We start from the raw sequence: 22,852 nt of genomic DNA, 5'->3' as shown, positions 1-22,852 counted from the left end.
GGAAAGTCTCAGGCCCGCAAGGTCAGCCGCCGGCTCACACGGAGCCGATCACGCCTTCGACCAGGTAGTTCATCTTCTCGAGCTCAAGGTCGGTCTGCTTGAAGACCTTGCCGGAAGGCACGATGGTGCCGCCCTTGTTGTCCTTGAGCGGACCCTTGAAGATGTCGAAACTGCCCGCCATCATCTGCGCCTTGACACCGTCGGCCTGCTTTTTCGCCGCCTCGGTCACGGTGGGTCCGTAAGCCGACATCTTCACGTAGCCCTCCTTCAGGCCGCCACGGATGAAGTTGGGGTGCGGCTTGCCGCTGCGTGCCGCCTCGATGAAGGTGGTGTAGGCCGTGAGCCAGTTCCACTCGGCACCGGTCAGGTAGGCCTGCGGAGCCAGCTTGGCCTGGCTGGCGTGGTAGCCGCAGACCATCTTGCCGCGCTTGGCGGCTGTTTCCACGATGACCTTGGGGCCGTCCACGTGCATGGTGAAGACGTCCACACCCTGGTCGGCCAGGCTGTTGGTGGCTTCAGCCTCCTTCACGGGCATGGACCAGTCGCCGGTGAAGATCACGCTGGTGGTGATGCCGGGCTTGACCGAACGCGCGCCCATGGTGAAGGCATTGATGTTGCGCAGCACTTGCGGGATCGGCTTGGCGGCGATGAAACCGATCTTGTTGCTCTTGGTCATGTGGCCGGCGATCACGCCGTTGAGGTATTGGCACTCATCGATGTAACCAAAAAAGCTGGCGGTGTTTTTCGGGTGCTTGCCTTCCGTCCACATGCCGCCGCAATGCGCAAAACGCGCCGCGGGAAACTTGGCCGCCACCGCCAGCATGTGCGGATCGAAGTAGCCGAAGGAGGTGGGAAACACCAGGCTGGCGCCGTCCTGCGCGATCATGCCGGTCATGGTCTTCTGCACGGCCGCGGTTTCGGGAACGTTTTCTTCTTCCACCACCTTGATGCCCGGCATCTTCTTGAGCTCGGCCGCCGCTTGCGCCTGGGCCTGGTTGTAGCCGTAGTCGTCACGCGGGCCGACGTAGATCACGCCCACGGTCAGGGGCTTTTGCGCGAAGGCAAACGGGCCGGTTGCCGCGGCGCCGAGCGCGGCCAGGGTCTTGATCGAATCGCGGCGATTGAGGAAGTTGCTCATGGTCAATGCTCCAGGGGTTATGAGGTCAAGGAAATGAAACTCAGGCAAGAAGACTCACGTGCGCGGCGACCACGCGCCAGCCCTCGGGCGTGCGCATCCAGGTCTGGCTCTGCCGGCCGGTTCTGGCGCTGCCGGCGCGCTGGAATTCAGTATTGGCGGTCGCCATGTCGCGGCCATAGGTTGTGATCACGGTTTTCAGCAACCGCCGCTCCAGGCCCTGCGCCGGCCGTCCTGCCCGGAAGGCCTGGATGTCGGCGTAGCCGTAAAGGTTTTCCGTCGCGCCGTAGCGCAGGGTGTGCGGGCTGTTCCAGAACAGCTCGTCCAGCACGTCCACCTTGTTGTTGACCAGCGCATCCTCATAACGCGCAAACACCGCCGTGACTTCGGCCAGGACGTCGGGGAGGTTGATGGCAAGGCTGGGGTTCATGCTTGTGTCACCAGTGTGGCGGGCCGGATATGGGCGTCGCCGGCGTCGCCGAGCACCTGTGCGACCCGCAAGGCCAGGTCTTCGCGCCAGGGCGCGGCGATGACCTGCACGCCTATCGGCATGCCGCCGGCTGCCGGCCACATGGGCGCGGTGACCACGGGGCAGCCGGAAAAAGAGATGGGCTGGGTGAGCAGGCCCATCGCGGCGCGGCAGGGCTGGCGCACGCCGTTGATGTCCAGCCACTCGGTGCCGATGACCGTGGCGCCGACCGGTGTGGCAGGCGTGAGCAGCACGTCCCAGTCCTGGAACAGGGCGTTGACCTTGTCGCGGTAGCTGCGGCGAAAGCGCTGTGCGCGCACATACCAATCAGCGGGCTGCAGCGCGCCGGCGATGAAACGGTCCACCGACAGCGGTTCGAATTCGTCGGCACGCGTGCGCAGGTCGCCCAGGTGCAGGCTGCCGCCTTCGCTCGCGGTGATGATGAAGGCCGCCGCGCGCGCCAGTGCAGCATCCGGCCACACCACGTCGGCTTGCGCACCCAGGGTGCGGGCGGCCAGCGCCACCACCTCGCGCGCTTCGGGCCCGGCATTGTCGTGAAAGTACCCGCCCAACACACCGATGCGCAGGCCGCTTGCACCCTTGCCCAGGACCGGAGAGACCGGCTGCACACGCAGCGCATGGCAGCCCGGGTCCAGCGGGTCGGGCAACTGCAGCGCATCGTAGGCCAGCACCAGCCCGCCCAGGCTGCTGGCGAGCGGACCCAGGTGGTCGATGCTGTGCACGAAGGGATAACTGCCGCGGCGCGATAGCCGGCCGAAGGTCGGCTTCAGGCCCCAGACACCGCACAGCGACGACGGCACGCGGATGGAACCGTTGGTGTCCGAGCCCAGGGTGAGGGGAACCTGCCCGGCCGCGACCGCCGCGCCGGAGCCGCCCGACGAACCGCCGGCGATGCGCGTCAGGTCGTGCGGGTTGCGGCAGGGGCCGTAGTGTGTGTTTTCCGTGGTGAAGCCGTAGGCGTATTCGTCCATGTTCAGCGCGCCGACGAGCACGGCGCCGGCCGCCTTCATCTGCGTGACGAGGACCGCATCGGCCGAAGCCGCGGGCAGGCCGCGGTTGATTTTTGAGCCGGCCAGTGTGGTCAGCCCTTCGATGTCGAACAGGTTCTTGACCGCGTACGGCACGCCAGCCAGCGGTCCCAGGGGTTCGCCGCGCGCCCGCTGCGCGTCCACCGCGTCGGCCTCAGCGCGGGCCCGGGTGCGGGTTGTTTCGGTGAAGGCATTGACCCGGCCGTCCGTGCTGTCAATGCATGCCAGGCTGGCATCGAGCAGTTCGCGCGCGCTGACCTGCCCCGCCGCAACGGCGGCGGCCATGGCGGACGCATCAAACACCATGCTTTTCATGACTGCTCGCGCCCGCCGTCGCTGGACGGGAAAACCGCCGGGCAGTAAATTTCGGCCGGCTCGTCGTGCGGGGCCAGCGGCGCCGCGTCCAGCAGCGCGGCCATGACGGTGGTGCGCTGCAGGTGGGCGGCCACGCGTGCCGCGCGGTCCGGCGGCAGCGGCAGGCCCAGCACCGCGCCGGCGCTTGCGACATAACTTGCAATGCTTGCTTCGTCCATCATGGCTGCAGCTTTCTCAACGCCTGACTTCGCGCTGGAAGATTTCCAGGCTGAGTTTCTTGGTGCTGATGAAGCTGGCCTCAGACAAGGTCTCCACCGTGCGCGGACGCGCATCGCCGTAGGGCAGGATTTCGGCTACGCGCGTCGGGCGCTTGGTCAGCAGCAGTACCTGGTCGGCGAGGTACACGGCTTCTTCCAGGTCATGCGACACCAGCAGCATGGTCGTGCCGGTCTGCATGAACACCTCCTGCAGTTTTTCGCGGATGAACAGCGTCATCTCGAAGTCCAGCGCCGAGAACGGCTCGTCCAGGAACAGCACCTCGGGATTGGGCGCCAGCGCCCGCATGATGGAGGCTGTCTGTTGCTGCCCGCCCGAGAGTTCATAGGGGTAGCGGTTCAGGTCGAACTTCACGTCGAAGGAGGCCACGAGTTCGGCCATGCGCCTGTCGACTTCCGCCTTGGATCTGCCTTCAAGCTTGAGCGGATAGGCGATGTTGTCGATGGTGCGCATCCACGGGAACATGGCCTCGCGGTAGTTCTGGAAGACGTAGCCGATCTTGGTGTCTTTGAGCGACTTGCCGTCAAACAGGATTTCGCCCGCGTCTATGGGGATCAGGCCCGCGATCATGTTGATCAGCGTGGACTTGCCGCAGCCGTTGGGCCCGAACACCGAGACGATCTTGTGCTTGGGGATGTCCAGGTTGAAGTCTTCGTACAGCGGCCAGCCGGCGAAGTACTTGGTCAGGCCGCGTATGGTGATGTGCGTGCCGGCCGGGCCGGGCTGGAATTCACGCACCGGGACGTCGGCGAATACGGGAGCATTAATTACAGCGGACATGTCGGACTCCGGTGGGATCCATGGGTAAACACAGCGGTGAGTGACCGCAGGCCTCTCACCTTCAAGCAGGGGCCGCGGAACCGGCTTTGCCGGGCCGCAGGCGCAGCGGCCCCCTCGGGGGGAAGCGCATTACACGAAGTGAAAAGCGTGGGGGCCATTTATCTTCCGCTCCAATGCACGATGCGTCGCTCTGCGACGAGAAAAAGGATATTCAGCGCATAACCCAGGGCGCCGGCAGCCAGGATGGACGCGTACATGTCCTTCACGTTCATGACCTGCTGCGAGTTGATGATGCGGTTGCCCAGGCCGGTGTCGGCGCCGATGAACATCTCGGCGACGATCACGATGACGAGTGCCATGGACACCGCTGAACGCAGGCCGACAAAGCTCGGCTGCAGGCTTTCCCAGATCAGCACGTCCTTGAACACTTGCCAGCGCGAGGCGCCCATGACCCTGGCCGCCATGACACGCTGCTTGCGCGCGTTGATCACGCCGTAAGCGCTATTGAACACCACGATCAGCAGCGCGCCGAAGGCGGCAATCGCTACCTTGTTGATGTCCGACACGCCGAAAATCATCAGGAACAGCGGGATCAGCGCCGAAGACGGTGTGGAGCGAAAGAAGTCGATCAGGAATTCGACGCTGCGGTAGGCTTTTTCATTGCTGCCCAGCAGCACGCCCAGCGGCATGCCGACCGCAGCGGCGATCATGAAGGCCTGCACCGTGCGCCATACGGTGACCGCAAAGTCCTTGAGCAGCGGTCCGCCGGCCAGGCCGCTGAGCAGCGCGCCCAGCGCATCGATGGGTGGCGGCAGCAGGATGGCCTTGATGAAGCCCAGGCGCACGGCCAGGTCCCAGATGATGAAGAGCGCCACCGGGCCGATGAAGGGCAGGGCCTTGTCCAGCGCCGGCTTGCGCTGCACGACGGCCGCCGGCGCGGCCGGAGGCGTCCAGGGTTTGGCGGGCGTTGCCGTCACGGGAGAGGTGGTACTCATGGTGTTCAACCCTTGTAGAGCATGGTGTCCACGATGAGGCGCGAGCTGAAGATGCCTTTTTCGGAGAACAGGTCGAAGAATTTCTGGAAGTGCGCCACGTCGGCCGGGGTGAACTCGTTGTACATGGTGTAGGCGGCCAGCGGTACCTCGCCGGTGAGCGGGCCTTCGATGGCGGTGTAGCCCTTGAGGTACTGGCGTGCCTCGACCGATTTGCTGCGCACGTAAGCCACGCCCTTGCCATAGGCAGCGACGAATTTTTTTGCCGCGTCGGGATTCTTCTTGATGAAGTCGGAAGACAGCGAGGCCGAGCCGCCGAACCACGGCGCCATCGGGTCGCCCAGTACATAGCGCGCAATCACGCCGGCTTCAAGCACACGGGTGGTGCCATTCATGCGGCCTATGGTGCCGGTGGGCTCCAGCGTGTAGGCGCCGTCGATCTGGCCGGCGGCAAGCGCGGCCACATGCTGGCCGATGGGCAGCTCGACCACGGTCGCGCCGGTAGCGCCGCCGCGCTCCAGCACGGTCTTGGCCAGTGTCACGTTCTGGATGCCGGGGCCGGAGCCGACGCGCTTGCCTTTGAGGTCGGCCATCACCTTGGCCGGACTGGCCGCCGGCACGATCACCTCGTCGAGCACATTCTTCACGTTGCTGGGGTTGGAGCAGAAGATCTTGAAGGTGCCGGGCTGGGCGATCTCGCCGATGGCGATGTTGGCCGAACCGGTGCCGTTGGCGGTACCGTCGGCGCGGCCCGAGAGCACCGCCTCCATCACCTGCTGCGCACCGGCGAATTTGAGCGGCTCCACGTCAAGGCCGGCCTCTTTGAAGTAGCCCAGCTCGATGGCTGAGTAGAACGGCAGGCCGGCGGCGATGGGCCAGTAGCCGATGCGGATTTTCGGCCCGCCCTGCGCATGCAGGAAGGCGGGCATGCCCAGCAGCCCCAAAGTGGCGCCGGCGGCCGTGGCCTTGAGCAGCGAGCGGCGTGCCGGGCCGTGGGGGGCGGATGACGGTGTGGGAACGGGCTTCATGAAATGCTCCTGCTGGTGATGGGTAAACGGTGGATGAACGGGTTGGTAAAGGGTGATGAAAGCTTCAGGCCGGTGCGCTGGACTTCAGTGATTCGAGGTAGGCGCGCCAGCCACCCAGATGCGTGATGTCCTCGGCGCCTTGCAGCGCGTGCGCCTCGCAAACAAAACCCTGGACGCTGCCGCCGCCCTCCAGCGCCAGCGTGCCTATGCCCAGGGGCGCGGGGATCAGCGCAACGAAAGAGCCGTAGTGCTGCACCGGCATTTCCCAGATTTCCAGCGCGATGCCCGCGCCCTCGTTGGGGGCCACACGCAGCAGCCCCGGCTTGGGCGGCACCGTACCCGGCAGCGCGTAGAAGCGATAGTCAGGCGCGGTGCGTGCGGGGCCCACCAGCGTGGCGCCGCGCGTTGTCAGCTGGCTGTTCAGCGGCATGCCCGAAAGATGTGCGCCCACCACGGCCAGCCTGACCGTGGCCGCCGGCTGGATGCCTGGCAACGCTGCGGGTGCGGGCAGCGCTTCGTTCAATGCTCCCAGCGGCAAACCAGTGGCATGGTGATAGCGCTGTCCCAACTCAGCCAGTTGCCAGTCGCTGCCCGCCAGCCCCACCAGCGTGATGCCGAAAGGCAGGCCGTCAGGACGCAGGCTGCTGGGCACGGAAAGGGCCGCGTAGTCCAGCAGGTTGACGAAGTTGGTGTAGGTGCCCAGGTTGCGGTTCAGCGTGATGGGGTCGCGCTGCATGGCCTGCAGCGTGTAGTGCGTGGGCGCGGTCGGCAGGAGCAGCACGTCAATGTCGCGCCACATTGCGCCCGCCTGCTGGCCCAGCGCGCGCAACTTTGTTTGGGCTGCATACAGGTCGGCGGCGCTGTATTGGCGGCCTGCGCCGATGATGCTGCGGACCGGTTCGATCACTGCGTCTTCATGTGTGTCGAAAAAATCGCGTACGGCGGTGTAGCGTTCAGCCACCAGCGCGCTTTCATAGAGCAGCGCGGCCGCCTCGGCCAGCGGCGCGAAATTGATGGGCACCGGCACGCCGCCCAGGGCCTGCATGCGGGTGACAGCTTCGCCAAAAGCCTGCTCGGCCAGCGCGTCGCCGCAGAAGCCCAGTGTTGAAGGCACACCGAAACGAAAGCCTGCGGGCAAGGCGGTGTCGGCCATCGCCAGCACGCGCGAGTAGGGATCCAGCGGGTCGTAGCCCATGGCCGCTTCGAGCACGCGGGCGGCCGTGGCCACGGTGCGCGCGAAGATGGAGACGCAGTCCACGCTCTGCGCGGCCGGCACCACGCCGCGCGCGCTGACCAGACCCCTGGACGGCTTCAATCCCACGATGTTGTTCAGGCCGGCTGGTACGCGCCCCGAGCCGGCCGTGTCTGTACCCAGTGCAAAGTCGGCTTGCCCGGTCGCTACTACATAGGCGGAGCCGGAGCTCGATCCGCCTGATACATAGTCGGGGTTGATGGCGTTGGGCACCGCGCCATACGGCGAACGCGTGCCGTTCAAGCCGCAGGCGAACTGGTCCAGGTTGGTCTTGCCCAGCAGTTGCGCACCCGCATCGAGCAGCTTTTGCACCACGGCGGCGTGCGCCGTCGGCGTGTAGGCGAAAGCGGGGCAGGCGGCGGTGGTTGGCACGCCCGCTACATCAATATTGTCTTTGGCCGCAAATGAGAGCCCGGCCAGCGCGCCGCCGCGGCCGGTCGGGAAAGACGATGTCCTGGTAATCCAGGCCTCGGGAGCCCAGCCGGCGTCCGTGCCCGCAGATGTCGTCACCTGCTCAGGTGCAGCAAGCGATTGAGGAGAGTTCGGCGATGAAGAGATGTGCACCAATTGAAAGCATCCATACTTGTGTACAAGATGAGATGCAAGAGCTGTGCCAATCCGTAGAGCCGTCCCAGCACTGCCAGTGACGAAAAGGACTTTGATGTCTGCTTGTTATCCGATTAGGCGTATGAATGTCATGGATAAAGCGATTCTTGGGTAATTAATCACGCTCGATGTATCAAATACAGTAGAGGCTTATGGAAAAGTCCCGCTCCAACCCACAGCCCAAGCTTCGTGCTGTGCTGTTTGACGCCTACGGCACGCTGTTTGACGTGTACAGCGTGGGCTTGCTGGCGGAGCAGTTCTTTCCGGGCAAAGGCGAAGTGCTGGGCGTGCTGTGGCGCGACAAGCAGATTGAGTACACGCGCCTGGTGACCATCAGCAACGGCGGCGCGCATTACCGGCCGTTCTGGGACCTCACACGCGCAGGCCTGCGTTATGCGTGCAAACGCCTGGGGCTGGATTTGAATGCCGCCCGTGAGGAGCAGCTCATGAACCAGTACCGCCACCTGTCGGCGTTTCCCGAAAACCGGGAGGTGCTGCAGGCGCTGAAGGCGCGTGGCATCACCACCGGCATCCTGTCCAACGGCGACCCCTCCATGCTGGATGTGGCCGTCAAGTCGGCCGGGCTTGAAGGTCTGCTGGACCACATCATCAGCGTGGACAGCATTCGCAAATACAAGACCGCGCCCGAAGCCTATGCGCTCGGGCTGAAAGCCACCGGGCTGGAGGCGAAACAGATCGCCTTCGTGAGCTGCAACAGCTGGGACGCACTGGCGGCCACCTGGTATGGCTACCAGACGCTGTGGGTTAATCGTTACCAACTGCCGTTTGAAGAGCTGGGCACGCAGCCCCTGTACACCGGCAGCAGCCTGCGTGAAGTGCTCTCGCTGCCGCTGCACTGATTTCGCAGGCTCGTTCTATTTTTTGTCTTTTAGTTTTTTTGATTCTTCTGATGCTTTTGAGAAAAGGGACCGCACCATGAACACAACCACCAACACACGCACCTCCAGCCACCGTCTGCAGGTCGCCACCGGGCTTTACCGTTTCATCGAAGACGAGGTGCTGCCTGGCACGGGTGTGCCCAGCAGCGCTTTCTGGAAGGGCTTTGACGCCATCGTGGCCGATCTGGCGCCCAAGAACCTCTCCCTGCTGGCAGAGCGCGACCGCCTGCAGGCCGAGATGGACGCCTGGCACAAGGCCCACCCCGGCCCCATTGCGGACATGAAGGCTTACCGCGCTTTCCTCGAAAAAACCGGCTACCTCGTGCCTTCGCCGAAGAAGGTCACCATCACCACTGCCAACGTGGACGCCGAACTCGCCAGACAGGCCGGCCCGCAACTTGTGGTGCCCATCCTGAACGCGCGCTATGCGCTTAATGCCGCCAATGCGCGCTGGGGCAGCCTGTATGACGCGCTCTACGGCACCGACGCCCTTTCCGAGGATGACGGCGCCACCAAAGGCAAAGGCTACAACCCCGTGCGCGGCGCCAAGGTGATCGAGTACGCACGTTATGTGCTGGATCGCACCGCGCCGCTGAAAAAGGGCTCGCACATCGATTCGATCGCCTATGCGGTCAAGGGCGGCAAGCTCGTCGTTACCCTGAAAGGCGGCAAGACAACGGCGCTGGAAGACGCCAGCCAGTTCATCGGCTACCAGGGCAAAGCCTCCGCGCCGTCGTCGGTGCTGCTGCAGCATAACGGCCTGCACATCGACATCCGCATTGACCGCGGCACGCCCATCGGCAAGACGGATCCGGCCGGCGTGAGCGACCTGGTGATAGAGGCTGCGCTGTCGACCATCATGGACCTGGAAGACTCTGTGGCCGTGGTGGACGCCGACGACAAGGTGCTGGCCTATCGCAACTGGCTGGGCATCCTGCAGGGCACACTGACCGAAAGCGTGACCAAGGATGGCAAGACCTTCACCCGCGGCCTGAACCCGGACCGTGAATACACCTCGCCGAAAGGACCCAAGGGCAAAGCAGTGGTACTGCACGGCCGTTCGCTGATGTTCGTGCGCAATGTGGGCCACCTGATGACCAACCCGGCCGTGCTGTACACCGCCGCGGATGGCAGCACGAAGGAAATTCCGGAAGGCATCCTGGACGCCGTGATCACGACCACGATCGCCATCCACGACCTCAAGCGCAAGGGCAAGCCCGGCATCAGGAACTCGCGCAAGGGCTCGGTCTACATCGTCAAGCCCAAGATGCACGGCCCCGCTGAAGTGGCATTCGCCGCCGAACTTTTCAGCCGCGTCGAAAAGATGCTCGGCCTGCCGGGCAGCACGGTCAAGCTCGGCATCATGGACGAAGAGCGCCGCACCAGCGTCAACCTCAAGGCCTGCATCGCCGCCGCTTCCAGCCGCGTGGCCTTCATCAACACCGGTTTCCTGGACCGCACCGGCGACGAAATGCACACGGCCATGCAGGCCGGCCCGATGATCCGCAAGGGCAACATGAAGATCAGCCCCTGGCTCAGCGCCTACGAACGCAGCAACGTGCTGGTCGGCCTGGCCTGCGGCCTGCGCGGCCGCGCCCAGATCGGCAAGGGCATGTGGGCCATGCCCGACCTGATGGCCGACATGCTCAAGGCCAAAATCTCGCACCCGCAGGCCGGCGCCAACACCGCCTGGGTCCCCTCGCCCACGGCCGCCACGCTGCACGCGCTGCACTACCACCAGGTCAATGTGGCGGCGGTGCAAAAAGACATCGAGAAGACGGTCGACCTGAAGTCCGAAATCGCCCGCCTGCTGCCCGAGCTGCTGCTGGTGCCGGTCTCGCCCGACGCTCAATGGACGCCTGCCGAGAAGCAGCAGGAGCTGGACAACAATGCCCAGGGCATCCTCGGCTACGTGGTCCGCTGGATCGACCAGGGTGTGGGTTGCTCCAAGGTGCCCGACATCCACAACGTCGGCCTGATGGAAGACCGCGCCACGCTGCGTATTTCCAGTCAGCACATCGCCAACTGGCTGCTGCATGGCGTGGTCACGAAAGCGCAGGTCAAGGAAACCTTTGAACGGATGGCCGCCGTGGTCGACGGCCAGAACGCGGGCGATCCGCTGTACAAAAAGATGGCGGGCAACTTCGAGGCGTCAGCGGCCTACAAGGCAGCGTGCGACCTGGTCTTCAAGGGCCTGGAGCAACCCAGTGGCTACACCGAGCCGCTGCTTCACGCCTGGCGGCTGAAGGTAAAAGCCGGCTTGTGAGCTGTTAAGTCTGCGGCAGGGGTGCGGACGGGGGCTTGCGCCTGCTGAAGCCTGTGCCTGACAGAGCCAGCTTGCTACTGAATTGATAGCTGTTAGCGCAGGCTGCTATTGGCCTGCAGGCCAAATACTCTTGGAAATCTGGGTTCGGCCCGCTGGCGCCGGTGCGCCCCCCATGGCGGATGACAGCCGGTCAGGCGTTGATAACCCCTGAGCTTGCGGAGGTGTTGCGCCAAACTGACCTTTACAGAGAGCCGCCGATCTTGCAAAACCGGCCGCTCATCGCCATTCGCGGGATTTAAGGGCTGGTTATGGACCGTTCCGTGACAAAAACCCTGTAATTCATATGTATGCGTTGGAAACCAAGTGAAACACTTTGCAAGTACTTCAATGAAATCGCGGTTGGCCCTTACGCTAGCGTCTCCCCCTTCTCCGGCCACAGATCGGTTGCAAGCCGGCCGGCAAATGTGATTAATACCAATTTTCCCGAACTCCTCGATGGCTTCGCAACCTGACGTCCTTCAATCCTGTCTTCAGGCGGCTGCCAAAGCAGCCCGGCCTGCGCTGGAACGGTGCATTGATGACGCCGTGGCGGGGCTGCAGATTGCCGAGTCACAAAGCCCAAAAGTGGCCGAGCGCGACGAACTCGCGGCGGCCTGGCGGGGACTTCAACAAAACAAGCCCGTCTGGGTCGTGCAATACCCGGCAGACCTGCTGGTGCATTTCAAGGCGAATGTGGCTGTTGCGGTGCAGGCGGTGCGCACGCCGGCAGCATCGCCAGACCAGCTCGCTGCTTCAGCCGCCGCCGCATCCAGCACCTTTGCCGCCCTGTCTTATGCCAGTTTCGCCCTCGTCGACGACGAGGACGTGTCCCAGGCCATTGAATCGTCACGGCTGCTCCAGCTGGTGCTGCCGGCGGTCGACCACGTCCTCGCCGAACTCAACAAGCTGATCAGCACCGTGCAGGGGCTGCCGAATGTGCGCCCGGAGCTCAATCCGCTGCGCCCTGAAGTGTTTGCACAAACCCTGCGCGAAATGATCACCGCAAGCAATGCGGGCCCGGCCGTCGTTTCGCTGTGGCTCAGGTATCTTGCCGAGCCTCTGGGGCGCGAACTCGGGCAGGTCTACGAACGCCTGGTTAACCAGCTGGAACTTGCCAACGTGCAGGGTGCCAGCTACCGCGTATTGCAGACCCCTGCAAGCGCAGCCCCCGGCCGTGGCAGGGGCGCGGGCGGCGCGGGCAACGGGTCGGGCACCGGTACCGGCGGCGCAGGCGGCGGTGAGGGCGGAAACGGTGGGAGCTCCGTGGAATCCGGCCACCACCAGCCGCCCCCGCAATATGCCGACCTCTCCAACTATGAGATCCGGGACGAGCTGTTCCAGGATTTCCTGTTCCATGGCGGCAGCAACGCCCATCACGGGCTGGCGCCGTCCTATTACGAAACGGTCGAGGAAGAGCTGGTTGCCCTTCAGGAAGCGCCCGACTCTTCGGGCGCGCCGCTGGGTGAGTCGCAAGCCCCGCCCTCACATGAATACCAAAACCTGCCGGCGGTAGACCGTCCGCAGCGGATGGTCGATGAGCGCAGCCAGCTCAGCCCGCAGGTTTGGGGCTCGTACGCCCGCCCCCGCGAGCGCGCCATCGTCCGGACCCAGCTGAAGAAAGAGGCCAAGCAGGTCGGTCAGGTGCTGGGCCTGGAAGTGGTGCGCAAGCTGGTCAAACAGGTCGCGCAAGACCCGCGCCTGCTGGTGCCGGTGCGGGAGGCCATCGTGGCGCTGGAGCCTGCGTTGCTGCGCCTGGCCATGGTGGACCCGCGCTTTTTCAGCGACGAAGGCCACGCCGGGCGCCGCGTCATGGAGCGTGTGGCGCAGCGCAGCTTCAAGTACAACGACGAATTCAGCCCTGAGTTCCTGGCGTTTTTTGAGCCGGTCACGCGCGCTTTCAACGGGCTGAACAGCCTGACGATCGAAGATGCCCAGCCTTTCGCGATGGCACTGGCCGAGCTCGAATACGGCTGGGACGAGCAGGACCAGCTCGAAGCGGAAAACCGCAACAACGTGCTGCAGGCCCTGCGTTTCGCCGAAGAGCGCCAGACGCAAGCGGACCAGATCGCCTTTGAGCTGAGCACACGCTCGGACCTGGACAAGGTGCCGGGCCTGGTGCTGGACTTCCTGTTCGGCCCCTGGGCGCTGGCCATGGCGCACGCCAGACTCTCCGATACACGCAACCAGGTTGATCCGATGGGCTTCGGTTCGGTGGTGCCTGACCTGCTCTGGAGCGTCAAGCGGGAAGTCACCCTGAAACGCCCGGCCAAACTGATCGAGATGATTCCCAGCCTTTTGGGCAAGCTGCATGAGGGGCTGGAGTTGCTGGGGCAGGACCCGCGCGAAAGTGAGCCTTTCTTCGAGGGCCTGATGATGCTGCACCGGCCCGTGCTCAAGCTGCGACGCCTGAAAAGCCGGCGTGACGCCGAAGAATCGGGCGCCGTGCCACTGGAGGCCGAAGAAGATTCGGCCACGCCTGAACAGCGTCTTGCCAAGGCCGCCGCGCACCCCTGGCTTGCGCGCGACGACCTGGACGCCGCAGGGTTTGAAGACACCCTGCCGACTGTGCCCGGAGAACTTGCTCCGATCGAGGAAGACGAACCGCCGCCGATAGAACCCATGCAAGCGGCAAATGAGCCCGACTCCAGCCATCCGGAATACCTTGCCGCGGCGGCAGCCTCCGCAAATGCAGTACCGGCCATGGCTCAAAGTGAAGCCGAGCGCCTGTTGCTCAGCCTGCGTTCCGGCCACTGGGTGGATATGTACTCCAGGCGCCGCTGGCTGCGAGCCCAGCTGATCTGGGCCAGCACCAAGGGCACGCTGTTCATGTTCGTGAGCCACGGCGGCCAGCCCCACTCGATGACCAAGCGTAGCTGCGAACGGCTGATCCGTGAACGCCTGCTCCGGCCGGTCGACAGCCAGGGTGTGGTGGCGCAGGCCCTGGATGCGGTCGCTTCGGAAGTCGCAACCACAGCGCAGCCGGAATCCCAGCCGGTCTGAAGGGGGAGGCCGCACGAGGTGGCAGTTACCTGCCGCCGGATACATGGCGGAACCCACCCGTACAGCTTAAAGCCTCATGACCTCCTGGCCCGACCTCAATCAATTTCCTGCCGCCGCTGTACCTGCTGGCCCTGCTGAATTGCAGCAGCCAGCGCATGCCCAGCCCTTTGTGCATGACGACGGAAGCACCCGGTCGCTTCACTTCACGATGGGTGAACTGCAAAGCCGCATGCTGATGCACAGCCCCTGGCACCTGGAAGTGGACTACACGCTGACGATGATGGGTTTCCTGCTCTTTCGGCCCGTGCCCCTGCACATCGGAATGATCGGCCTCGGAGGCGGCTCCCTGGCCAAGTTCTGCCACCGGCAGCTGCCGTCCAGCCAGATGACTGTGCTGGAGATCAACCCTCAGGTGGTGGCGCTGCGGCGCGAATTCCACGTGCCCGACGATGACGCGCGGTTCCGCGTCATCGCCGCTGACGGGGCCGATTTTCTGCAGGCCGGTACCTCCCGGTTCGACGTGCTGCTGATCGACGGGTTTGACCACCAGGGGCAACCGCCGGCCCTCTGTTCGCAACGCTTTTATGACGACTGTTTTGCCGCGCTGTCGCCGGGCGGCGTACTGGCGGTGAACCTGCACTACGATGACCCGGACTATCCGCTGCTGGCGGGCCGCATTGCGCGCAGTTTCGATGGCAATTCCGCAGAAATTCTTGCCCAGGAAAAAACCAACAGCATCGTGTTTGCCTACCGCGGGAAGCCCGTTTCCGCGCGCAGGCTCTCGGTTGCGCAAGCTCTTTCCGCACTGGCGGACGACGAGGGCCGGGCCCAGCTCAGGGCCGAGTTTGGGCGGATCACCTGGTACATGAAAGACCCGGGCGCAGACGACGCCTGACCGGTGCATCCCGGCTCACACCGGATCCGGCCACGGCGGGAAGGCCTTACCCCGACGTGCGGTGCTGTCCGACGGCCAGCCCCCAAAAAAACAGGCACGCTGGAACGTTCAACATTTCATTTCACTGTCCTGCACGGATATACCCTGCACGCGCACAAACCTGGAGAACCCCATGACCGAAAAAACCGCATCTGTTCACTGGGAAGGCCGAGGCAAAAAGGGCCAGGGCCAGATCAGCACCGACACCGCTGCACTCAAGTCGTATCCCTACGGCTTTGGCAGCCGCTTTGAGGACGACCGCAGCGGCACCAATCCTGAAGAGTTGCTGGGCGCCGCGCATGCAGCCTGTTTCACCATGGCATTTTCTTTTGCCTGCGACAAGGCTGGGTTCGGCACCAGCTCGGTGGACACCCGCGCCAGGGTCCGTCTGGTGCCGCAGGGTGATGGCTTCCTCATCGACCGCATTGCGCTGACCCTGGAGGCCGTGATTCCGGATATCGATGAAGCGAAATTCCAGGAACTCGCCGAAGGCGCCAAAAAGGCCTGCCCGCTCTCCAGGGCCCTGGCCAGCGTTCCCGAAATCACCCTCGCAGCGACATTACGCCGGTAGCTTTTTCCGCACCCAGAAAGAAACCCGATATGAATCCCAGGACGAATTTTTCTTTTGAGGTTCAATATGCCGCACAGTCAGGCGCCGCGCAGGACGAGCGCGACGGCCTGATGGGGTCGCTGGGCCCTTCGCTGCAGAAGCTGTTTGCCGCAGACGACCCTTCGGCCACCGTGACGGTGAGCGACAGCCACAAGGGTGACGGCAACAAGATCATTGAGTTGACGACCACCCTGCAGGATCCCCAGGTCGCCGCAACACTCCAGGCGTTTTCGAAGCAGCACGGCGTGGCCGTGAGTGCACTCGAATAGCCGGCCCTGGTGCGGCCTCGCTCAGGCTTGCCACACACCGTAACCCGCTTCGCGCAGGGCAATACCCAGTTCGACTTCCATGTCGCGCGCCGCGTCGTAGGGCATGGGGTTGTACATCTCGTACAGCTTGGGTAAAAGCCGCACGCCGAAATCACGGGCGAAACGGTTGGATTGAATGCCGGCCTTGTGTTTGTCAAAACGCACATCCGGGTCCAGCCCGGTCATGCCCACATACACAAAAGGCTTGCCCAGCTGGTAGTCCGGATTGGCGCGGCGAAAGCGTGCCACGTTCCACACTTCGGGCCCAAGCTCGATCACATAGACGCTGTAGTGATGGCCTCTGGGTCGGGTGGGCATGAATGGGCGGGCGTGGAGGGTGGGCGTTGTGCCGACTTTAACGCATCGCAATCCATTCAGGCGCTATCAAAAAAATAGCTGCTTGCGCGCGTCCTTATTGGCCTGCAACTTCTTTCTGCCTGAAAATCGCGCGCTAGCCTTGCTGTTGCTGTTGCTGCTGCGATTCCTTCATTTCTCCATTTTCTTCCTCTGTTGGGCTCTGGGTCTGCGTCTGTGCCTGTGTCTCATCCGGGGCCTGCTCCTGCAGCCAGCTGCCCGACGACACCACCAGGTGAATGAAGTGCAGCTTGGCGACCGCCTCCGTTGGCAGGATGAAGGGATAGAAATCGGGCTGGCCCATGCTGCGCGACATCTCGTTGAGCATGGTGGTCAGCCGCGTCCAGTGGTTCAGGAAGGTGAGGAACTGTTCGGCATCCGGGTGATCCGGTTGATACAGCGCATCTATCGTGAACGGCGTGAACTCCAGGTCGAAGTGATCGACGCTCAGGCCGAAACTTAAAGCGGTGTCGATCGCATCGCGCATGTGCAGGTAATGCGCCCAGCACTCGGCCCAGTCCTCCCAGGGGTGAGTACTGGCGTAGGCGCTCACGTAATGCAGCGGCCAGTCCGCGGGCGGGCCCTCGTCGTAGTTGCGCTGCAGGCTGGCCTTGTAGTCCAGGGTTTCGTCGCCGAAGAGTGCGTGAAAGCCGTCCATCCAGGCAGTGCCGGCCAGCAGGCGGTCCCAGTAGTAGTGGCCCACTTCATGGCGGAAATGCCCAAGCAGCGTGCGATAGGGCTCGCGCATGGCCTTGCGCACCGCCTCGCGCTTGGCGTCGTCGGCCTCGTCCACGTTGAGCGTGATGAGGCCGGTGTTGTGGCCCGTCATGATGTGCGGGCCGTTCACCGGCGAACGCAGGAAGTCGAACATCAGGCCGCGCTCGGTGTCTTCGCTCATGCGGGACGCCACCGGCAGCCCGAGCAGGATCAGCGCGGACACCAGGCGGCGCTTGGCCAGCTCGACCAGCCCCCAGAGGTAACCGTTGTCGGGCAGGGCTGGGTCCGTCAGGTCCGGAATGGTCCGGTTGAGGCGGCAGGCCCGGCACATGTCGGCGGGGTCCTCCACCGGCACCAGCCAGTTGCACGATGCGGGGGTTGAGAGATTGAGGCATCGCCTGTAAAGAGGTTCGCCGTTTTCGGCAGGCTGAGCGGGCGGTGCCTGCGTCGCCTCGGCTTCCTCAACGGGTGCGGCAGGCGCAGATTCCTGGCCAGGAATTTCCTCGAGCAAAGGCGGCTGGATGTCGTCGGGCGGCGCGCCGGCCGGTGCGCCGGCGGCCTGCCATTCCTGCCAGGTGCCCTCTTGCGGCCCAGGCATCAACGGCAGCAGCAGGCCGCGCTCACAGTCATAACCCAGCGGCGTGCCGCAGGCCAGGCATTTGCTGTTGCGAAAAAAGACGGGCTGCCCGCAATGGCAACGGTAGTTGCGCCCGGCCAGCAAAGGCAGGGGTTGGTCGGTGGATCTGGATGGCGTGGTGAAAAACAAGTGGCTTGCCCGAATGAATGGTGGGCCCGCAAGGCCGAAAGCGCAAAGCACCTGGCAGGAGAACACCCGGCAGGAGAACCCGAGGGTACAGGATAGCCCCGGCGAAGCCTCCGGGGCCCGGCGCCAACACCTGTCATGCTGTCAGTGGAGGCCGACAAAACAAGGCCGGGCTCTTGCTTTTATCATCGGGTATCAGACATGTTTGCGGGCCAGTTAACCGGACACCCGTAAAACCCTGTGTTCAACCCGCATCAACCACCACACCCCAGAGGACACCATGCCCACTTACCACGTCGAAATGATGGAAGGCCGGACCATCGAGCAGAAGAAAAAGCTCGTCGAGGCCATTACCCGCGTCAGCGTCGAAATTCTCGGCGGCCAGCCTGACTCGGTGGACATCCTGATCACCGACATCAAGCGCGAAAACTGGGCGACCGGCGGCAAACTCTGGTCCGAGCCGAGAGACTGACGACGGACACCCGGGCCATGCCCGCATCCCTTGCCGGCCTGCAGGCGCGCCACGGTCCGCGTTACCGGCGGTTGCTGCTGCTGTCGGTCATGATCGGCACGATGGCTTCCATCATGTCGTCGACCATCGTGAACGTGGCGATTCCCGACATGAGCCATTACTTCACGCTGGGGCAGGAGCGCGCGCAGTGGGTGAGCTCGGGCTTTATGGTGGCCATGACGGTCTCCATGCTGACCACGCCCTGGCTGCTTTCGCGCTACGGCTATCGCCGCACCTATGTGGGCACCATGGTGCTGCTGATGGCCGGCGGCATTGTGGGCGGTCTGGCCAACAGCTTTGGGCTGGTGCTGGGTTCGCGCGTGGCCGAGGGCCTGGCGGCCGGTGTGGTGCAACCGATTCCCGCGATCATCATCATGCGGGCCTTCGGGCCACACGAGCAGGGGCGCGCCAGCGGCCTCTTCGGCATGGGCGTGGTGCTGGCGCCGGCGCTGGGCCCCAGCGTGGGCGGGGTCCTGGTCGACCTGTTTGGCTGGCGCTCGATTTTTTTCATGGTGGTGCCGCTTTGCCTGGTATCTCTGTGGATGGCTTACCGCTACGTGCCCGACACAGCGCCCGGCGGCGTGGAGCCCAACCGCAATGGCGCGATGATCGACTGGCGCGGCCTGTTGCTGGGCGCGGTGGGCACGCTGTGCCTGCTCAACGGCATGGTTGAGCTGCACGGCGCCGGGCGCGCGCATGCCTTTGTATTGCTGGGCGCCGCGCTGGTGGCGCTGGCAGCATTCATCTGGTGGCAACGTCGCCTGGCGGCTTCGGGCGGTGCACCGCTGATGAACCTGGCGCTCTTTGGCTACCGGCCTTTTGCCATGGGCAGCATCGTGGCTTTCATCTACGGCACCGCGCTGTTTGGCTCCACCTACCTGCTGCCGGTGTACCTGCAGCTGGGCTTGAATCTCTCGGCTTCGCACGTCGGCACCATCCTGTTGCCTGCGGGCCTGGTGTTGGCGGCCACGATTGCGGGAGTGGGCCGGCTGGCGGACAAACACCCGACCTGGCTGCTGGTCAGCACGGGGCTGGCTTTGCTGGCAGCCTCGTTTGCATTGATGCTCACGGTGAACCTGGCTTCGGGGCTCTGGATGCTGGTGGCGTGGGCCACGCTGGGGCGTATCGGGCTGGGTTTTATCCTGCCTTCGCTCAACCTCGGGTCACTCCGGCCACTGCATGAGCATCTGTTATCGCAGGGCGCAAGCGCCATCAACTTCCTGCGCATGCTGGGCGGCGCGATCGGTGTGAGCCTGTGCGGCATCGTGCTGGAGTGGCGGCTTGCGGCCCATGGCGATTCGCTGGCCAACGCCACCAGCAGCCCGGCGCGGCTGGCTGCTTTCAATGAAGCCTTCCTGATGCTGGCCGCCCTGTGCGTACTGGCCGTGGTGGCCGCATGGCAGCTTCGCGTGCCGCCCCCCGCCCAACCTGATAACTTACCGAATAACAAGCAGGAAGCGGACTGACATGTGCCAACTTCTCGGCATGAACTGTAATGCCCCAACGGATGTGACCTTCAGTTTCAGGGGCTTCGCGCAGCGGGGCGGCCACACCGACCACCATGCCGACGGTTGGGGCATCGCTTTTTTTGAAGGTGACGACAGCGTGGCCGGTGGCAGCGACCGCGGCCTGCGCCACTTTGTCGACCATCAACCGGCCTGCAGTTCACCGGTGGCCGAGCTGATCAGCCGCTATCCGATCAAAAGCCGCAACGTCATCTCACATATCCGCAAGGCCACACAGGGCCGTGTCGCGCTGGAGAACTGCCACCCCTTTGTGCGCGAGCTGTGGGGCCGCTACTGGGTGTTCGCCCACAACGGCGACCTGAAAGATTTTTCACCCCGCCTGCACGGCAGCTTCCGGCCCGTCGGCACCACCGACAGCGAACGCGCCTTTTGCTGGATCATGCAAGAGATGGCCAAGTCGCACGCGGGCGTTCCCAGCGTGCAGGAACTGAGCATCACGCTGCGGGAACTTGCCGCGCACATCGCCACCCACGGCACTTTCAACTTTTTGCTCAGCAACGGTCAGGCCTTGTGGGCGCACGCGTCCACCAACCTCTATTACGTGGAGCGCAAGCACCCCTTTGCGCATGCCACGCTGAGCGACGAGGACGTGAGCGTGAACTTTGCCGAGCACACCAGGCCGACCGACCGCGTCGCTGTGGTGGTCACGGCGCCGCTCACCACCAACGAAACCTGGACGTCATTTGCGCCCGGGGAACTCAAGGTGTTTGAAGGCGGTGCGCTCATCGCCGCCTGACAGCCGCAGCCCTGGGCTGTCAGGCGCCGGCTGTCGTGACAGCCTGTTCCAGTGCATCAATGAACATGGCCGCCACGTCAAAGCCTGCCTGGTCGTGGATTTCCTGGAAACAGGTCGGGCTGGTGACGTTGATCTCGGTCACATAGTCGCCGATCACGTCGACACCGGCCAGCAGCAGGCCGCGCGCGGCCAGCACCGGCCCCAGTGCTTCGGCAATTTCAAAATCCCGCTTTGAGAGCGGCTGCGCCACACCCACGCCGCCGGCCGCCAGATTGCCGCGCACTTCGCTGCCTTGGGGAATGCGCGCCAGGCTGAAAGGAACCGGTTTGCCTCCGATGACCAGCACGCGCTTGTCGCCCTTGACGATCTCGGGCAAAAATTTCTGCACCATCACGCTTTCGGCGCCGTTCCTGTTCAGTGTTTCGGTGATGCTACCCAGATTCAGGCCGTCTTCCCTCACGCGGAAGATGCCCATGCCGCCCATGCCGTCCAGCGGCTTGAGGATGATGTCCTTGTGTTCGGCATGAAAGCGCTTGATGTCGGCCGCGCTGCGCGTGACCAGCGTCGGGCCGCTGAATTGCGCGAACTCGAGGATGGCGAGCTTTTCAGGATGGTCGCGCAAGGCGGCGGGCTTGTTGAAAACCCTGGCCCCTTCGCGCTCGGCCTGCTCCAGCAGGTGCGTGCTGTAAAAGTATTCACTGTCAAAAGGCGGGTCCTTGCGCATGACCGCCGCATCAAAACCCGCAATGGCTTCGCGGCCGTCGGGCCGGGCGGCATCGGCCGTGAACCACACATCTGCGCCGCCTGTCAGCGTGATGTGGCGCACCTGGGCCGTGACTTTCGCGCCGGTCTGCCAGCTCATGTCGGCCGGTTCACACGCGCTGATGCGGTGCCCGCGCCGCTGCGCCTCCCGCATCATGGCAAAGGTGGTGTCCTTGTAAATCTTGAATGACTCGAGCGGATCGGCAACAAAAAGAAGGTTCATGGTGTGGAACGTGTCCCTGGGTTTGGCGCCGCCCCGGAGCGGGCTTCGCGGCGCTGTTGGCCATATTGTTGTACAAAGAGTGCAATCGCGCCCGCGACGACACCCCAAAAGGCCGAGCCCACACCGGCTATTGCGACGCCCGACAAGGTGACGAGAAAAGTGATAAGCGCCGCTTCCCGGTGCGATTCCTCCTTCACCGCCGCGGCCAGGCCGTTGCCGATGGTACCCAGCAGCGCCAGTCCGGCAATGGCGACGACCAGCTCCTTCGGAAAAGCTGTCAGCAGGCCGGTGATCGCTGCGCCGAATATGCCGATCACGATGTAAATGGCGCCGCAGCAAACGGTCGCGGTGTAGCGCCTGGCGGGGTCCTCATGCGCTTCCCGGCCCATGCAGATGGCCGCCGTGATGGCGCTCAGGTTGAGGGCAAACGCGCCAAAAGGCGCCAGCACCAGCGTGGCCAGGCCGCTCAGCGTGATGATTTTTGACACCGGAATGCCGCCGTCCGGACTGTCGGGCCCATAGCCCGCCGCATGGATGGCCGCCACGCCCGGCAGATTCTGCGAAGCCATGGTCACCACAAACAGCGGAATGGCCAGGCTGACAGTGGCGGCCAGTGTGAACTTCGGCATCACGAACACCGGCATCGCCAACGAAAAAGCGACCTCAGACCACGCCAGTTGCCCGCGCGCAGCGACAAACACAATGGCTCCGACCAGCGTCAGCACTACCGCATAGCGCGGCATCAACCGCTTGCCCAATAAGTAGATCGCCAGCATCAGCAGCACCAAAGGCAAAGCCGTTTGCGCTGCCGCAAAGGCCTGGATGCCGAAGCGCGCCAGCACACCGGCCAGCAACGCGGAGGCGATGGCCACAGGAATACGGTTCATGACTTTTTCAAACCAGCCGGTGATGCCGAACAAGGTGATCAGCGCCGCGCTGACCATAAATGCCGCAACCGCCTCTCCCATCGAGAAACCGCCAGCCAGCCCTGCAGTAGCCAGCACGGCGGCACCCGGTGTGGACCAGGCCACCATCACCGGCTTCTTCAACCACAACGACGGCACAAGAGAGCACAAACCCATGCCGATGCCGAGCGCCCACATCCACGAGGCAATCTCGGCAGGCGTGGCGTTGAAGGCAAGGGCTGCCTGAAAGACGATGGCAACCGAGCTGGTGAAGCCGACCAGTACTGCCACGAAGCCCGCGGTGAAGGCGGCGAGGTTGAGGTCTTTGAAAAATTGCATGGAGGGATTCTGGCAGGGTTGGCACGCAGGGCATGAGGTCGCAAGAGGAAGAACCGCC

The 22,852-nt window shown here is 64.0% G+C and carries 21 protein-coding genes; 9 read left to right on the top strand and 12 right to left on the bottom strand.

Features of this window, described 5'->3' with window-relative positions; all coding sequences use genetic code 11:
* Nucleotides 1–34: 34 nt before the first annotated feature.
* From AC1DU8_RS21545 to atzF, 8 genes are all read right to left on the bottom strand, one after another.
* Nucleotides 35–1,138, bottom strand: a complete 1,104-nt coding sequence (locus AC1DU8_RS21545; protein WP_477666908.1) for a BMP family ABC transporter substrate-binding protein — start codon at nt 1,136–1,138, stop codon at nt 35–37.
* Between the two features lie 40 nt (nt 1,139–1,178).
* The gene (gene hpxZ / locus AC1DU8_RS21540) at nt 1,179–1,565 is read right to left on the bottom strand and encodes an oxalurate catabolism protein HpxZ (protein ID WP_457282333.1); all 387 of its coding nucleotides are present in this window, start codon (nt 1,563–1,565) and stop codon (nt 1,179–1,181) included.
* Nucleotides 1,562–2,959, bottom strand: a complete 1,398-nt coding sequence (locus tag AC1DU8_RS21535; protein WP_477666972.1) for an AtzE family amidohydrolase — start codon at nt 2,957–2,959, stop codon at nt 1,562–1,564. Before AC1DU8_RS21535 ends, hpxZ begins: the two co-directional genes overlap by 4 nt.
* Nucleotides 2,960–2,964: 5 nt before the next feature.
* On the bottom strand, nt 2,965–3,189 hold the full coding sequence (locus AC1DU8_RS21530) for an AtzG-like protein (RefSeq protein WP_457282332.1): 225 nt from the start codon (nt 3,187–3,189) through the stop codon (nt 2,965–2,967).
* A 13-nt stretch (nt 3,190–3,202) separates the two neighbouring features.
* Nucleotides 3,203–4,024, bottom strand: a complete 822-nt coding sequence (locus tag AC1DU8_RS21525) for an ABC transporter ATP-binding protein (protein ID WP_477666907.1) — start codon at nt 4,022–4,024, stop codon at nt 3,203–3,205.
* A gap of 158 nt (nt 4,025–4,182) precedes the next feature.
* Nucleotides 4,183–5,019, bottom strand: coding sequence for an ABC transporter permease (locus tag AC1DU8_RS21520; protein WP_457282330.1), 837 nt, complete (start codon nt 5,017–5,019; stop codon nt 4,183–4,185).
* Nucleotides 5,020–5,024: 5 nt separating this feature from the next.
* Nucleotides 5,025–6,044 carry an ABC transporter substrate-binding protein gene (locus tag AC1DU8_RS21515; RefSeq protein ID WP_477666906.1) on the bottom strand — a complete coding sequence of 340 codons (1,020 nt, stop codon included), beginning with the start codon at nt 6,042–6,044 and terminating at the stop codon, nt 5,025–5,027.
* Nucleotides 6,045–6,108: 64 nt separating this feature from the next.
* Nucleotides 6,109–7,806: an allophanate hydrolase gene (atzF, locus tag AC1DU8_RS21510; protein ID WP_457282328.1), complete on the bottom strand. Its 1,698-nt coding sequence runs from the start codon at nt 7,804–7,806 to the stop codon at nt 6,109–6,111.
* 248 nt (nt 7,807–8,054) lie between these two features.
* Here atzF and AC1DU8_RS21505 point away from each other — a divergent pair, with 248 nt between their 5' ends.
* The 6 genes from AC1DU8_RS21505 to AC1DU8_RS21480 all read left to right on the top strand — a co-directional run bounded on the left by AC1DU8_RS21505 (nt 8,055) and on the right by AC1DU8_RS21480 (nt 15,919).
* A complete protein-coding gene (locus AC1DU8_RS21505; RefSeq protein ID WP_457282327.1) occupies nt 8,055–8,762 on the top strand; it encodes a haloacid dehalogenase type II in 708 nt (235 codons plus the stop codon).
* Between the two features lie 76 nt (nt 8,763–8,838).
* On the top strand, nt 8,839–11,067 hold the full coding sequence (locus tag AC1DU8_RS21500) for a malate synthase G (protein WP_457282326.1): 2,229 nt from the start codon (nt 8,839–8,841) through the stop codon (nt 11,065–11,067).
* Nucleotides 11,068–11,562: 495 nt separating this feature from the next.
* Nucleotides 11,563–14,106 (top strand): DUF1631 family protein, encoded by a 2,544-nt coding sequence (locus AC1DU8_RS21495; RefSeq protein ID WP_477727230.1) that lies wholly within the window; start codon nt 11,563–11,565, stop codon nt 14,104–14,106.
* A 76-nt stretch (nt 14,107–14,182) separates the two neighbouring features.
* Nucleotides 14,183–15,001 carry a fused MFS/spermidine synthase gene (locus tag AC1DU8_RS21490; RefSeq protein ID WP_457282324.1) on the top strand — a complete coding sequence of 273 codons (819 nt, stop codon included), beginning with the start codon at nt 14,183–14,185 and terminating at the stop codon, nt 14,999–15,001.
* Between the two features lie 172 nt (nt 15,002–15,173).
* Nucleotides 15,174–15,611: an OsmC family protein gene (locus AC1DU8_RS21485; RefSeq protein ID WP_457282323.1), complete on the top strand. Its 438-nt coding sequence runs from the start codon at nt 15,174–15,176 to the stop codon at nt 15,609–15,611.
* A 29-nt stretch (nt 15,612–15,640) separates the two neighbouring features.
* The gene (locus tag AC1DU8_RS21480) at nt 15,641–15,919 is read left to right on the top strand and encodes a hypothetical protein (protein ID WP_457282322.1); all 279 of its coding nucleotides are present in this window, start codon (nt 15,641–15,643) and stop codon (nt 15,917–15,919) included.
* 21 nt (nt 15,920–15,940) lie between these two features.
* Here AC1DU8_RS21480 and AC1DU8_RS21475 read toward each other — a convergent pair whose 3' ends face one another.
* Nucleotides 15,941–16,276: a hypothetical protein gene (locus AC1DU8_RS21475; RefSeq protein ID WP_457282321.1), complete on the bottom strand. Its 336-nt coding sequence runs from the start codon at nt 16,274–16,276 to the stop codon at nt 15,941–15,943.
* A gap of 133 nt (nt 16,277–16,409) precedes the next feature.
* On the bottom strand, nt 16,410–17,795 hold the full coding sequence (locus AC1DU8_RS21470; RefSeq protein ID WP_477701587.1) for a zinc-binding metallopeptidase family protein: 1,386 nt from the start codon (nt 17,793–17,795) through the stop codon (nt 16,410–16,412).
* 277 nt (nt 17,796–18,072) lie between these two features.
* Between AC1DU8_RS21470 and AC1DU8_RS21465 the strand changes: the two genes are divergently transcribed.
* Genes AC1DU8_RS21465 through AC1DU8_RS21455 form a run of 3 tightly spaced genes read left to right on the top strand, consistent with a single transcriptional unit; the run spans nt 18,073 to nt 20,565 of the window.
* On the top strand, nt 18,073–18,264 hold the full coding sequence (locus tag AC1DU8_RS21465) for a 4-oxalocrotonate tautomerase (protein ID WP_411881369.1): 192 nt from the start codon (nt 18,073–18,075) through the stop codon (nt 18,262–18,264).
* Between the two features lie 17 nt (nt 18,265–18,281).
* Nucleotides 18,282–19,769 carry an MFS transporter gene (locus AC1DU8_RS21460; RefSeq protein ID WP_477727229.1) on the top strand — a complete coding sequence of 496 codons (1,488 nt, stop codon included), beginning with the start codon at nt 18,282–18,284 and terminating at the stop codon, nt 19,767–19,769.
* A 1-nt stretch (nt 19,770) separates the two neighbouring features.
* A complete protein-coding gene (locus AC1DU8_RS21455; RefSeq protein ID WP_457282318.1) occupies nt 19,771–20,565 on the top strand; it encodes a class II glutamine amidotransferase in 795 nt (264 codons plus the stop codon).
* 19 nt (nt 20,566–20,584) lie between these two features.
* Here the strand turns inward: AC1DU8_RS21455 and gshB are convergent, their stop codons facing one another.
* Both gshB and AC1DU8_RS21445 read right to left on the bottom strand, forming a co-directional pair.
* On the bottom strand, nt 20,585–21,550 hold the full coding sequence (gene gshB / locus AC1DU8_RS21450; protein WP_457282317.1) for a glutathione synthase: 966 nt from the start codon (nt 21,548–21,550) through the stop codon (nt 20,585–20,587).
* On the bottom strand, nt 21,547–22,794 hold the full coding sequence (locus tag AC1DU8_RS21445; RefSeq protein WP_457282316.1) for a benzoate/H(+) symporter BenE family transporter: 1,248 nt from the start codon (nt 22,792–22,794) through the stop codon (nt 21,547–21,549). The genes gshB and AC1DU8_RS21445 overlap by 4 nt, the downstream gene beginning before the upstream one ends.
* Nucleotides 22,795–22,852: the final 58 nt, after the last annotated feature.

This window comes from Polaromonas sp. P3_A5 (genome assembly GCF_056403055.1).
This window is presented reverse-complemented; position numbering and strand designations above follow the sequence as displayed.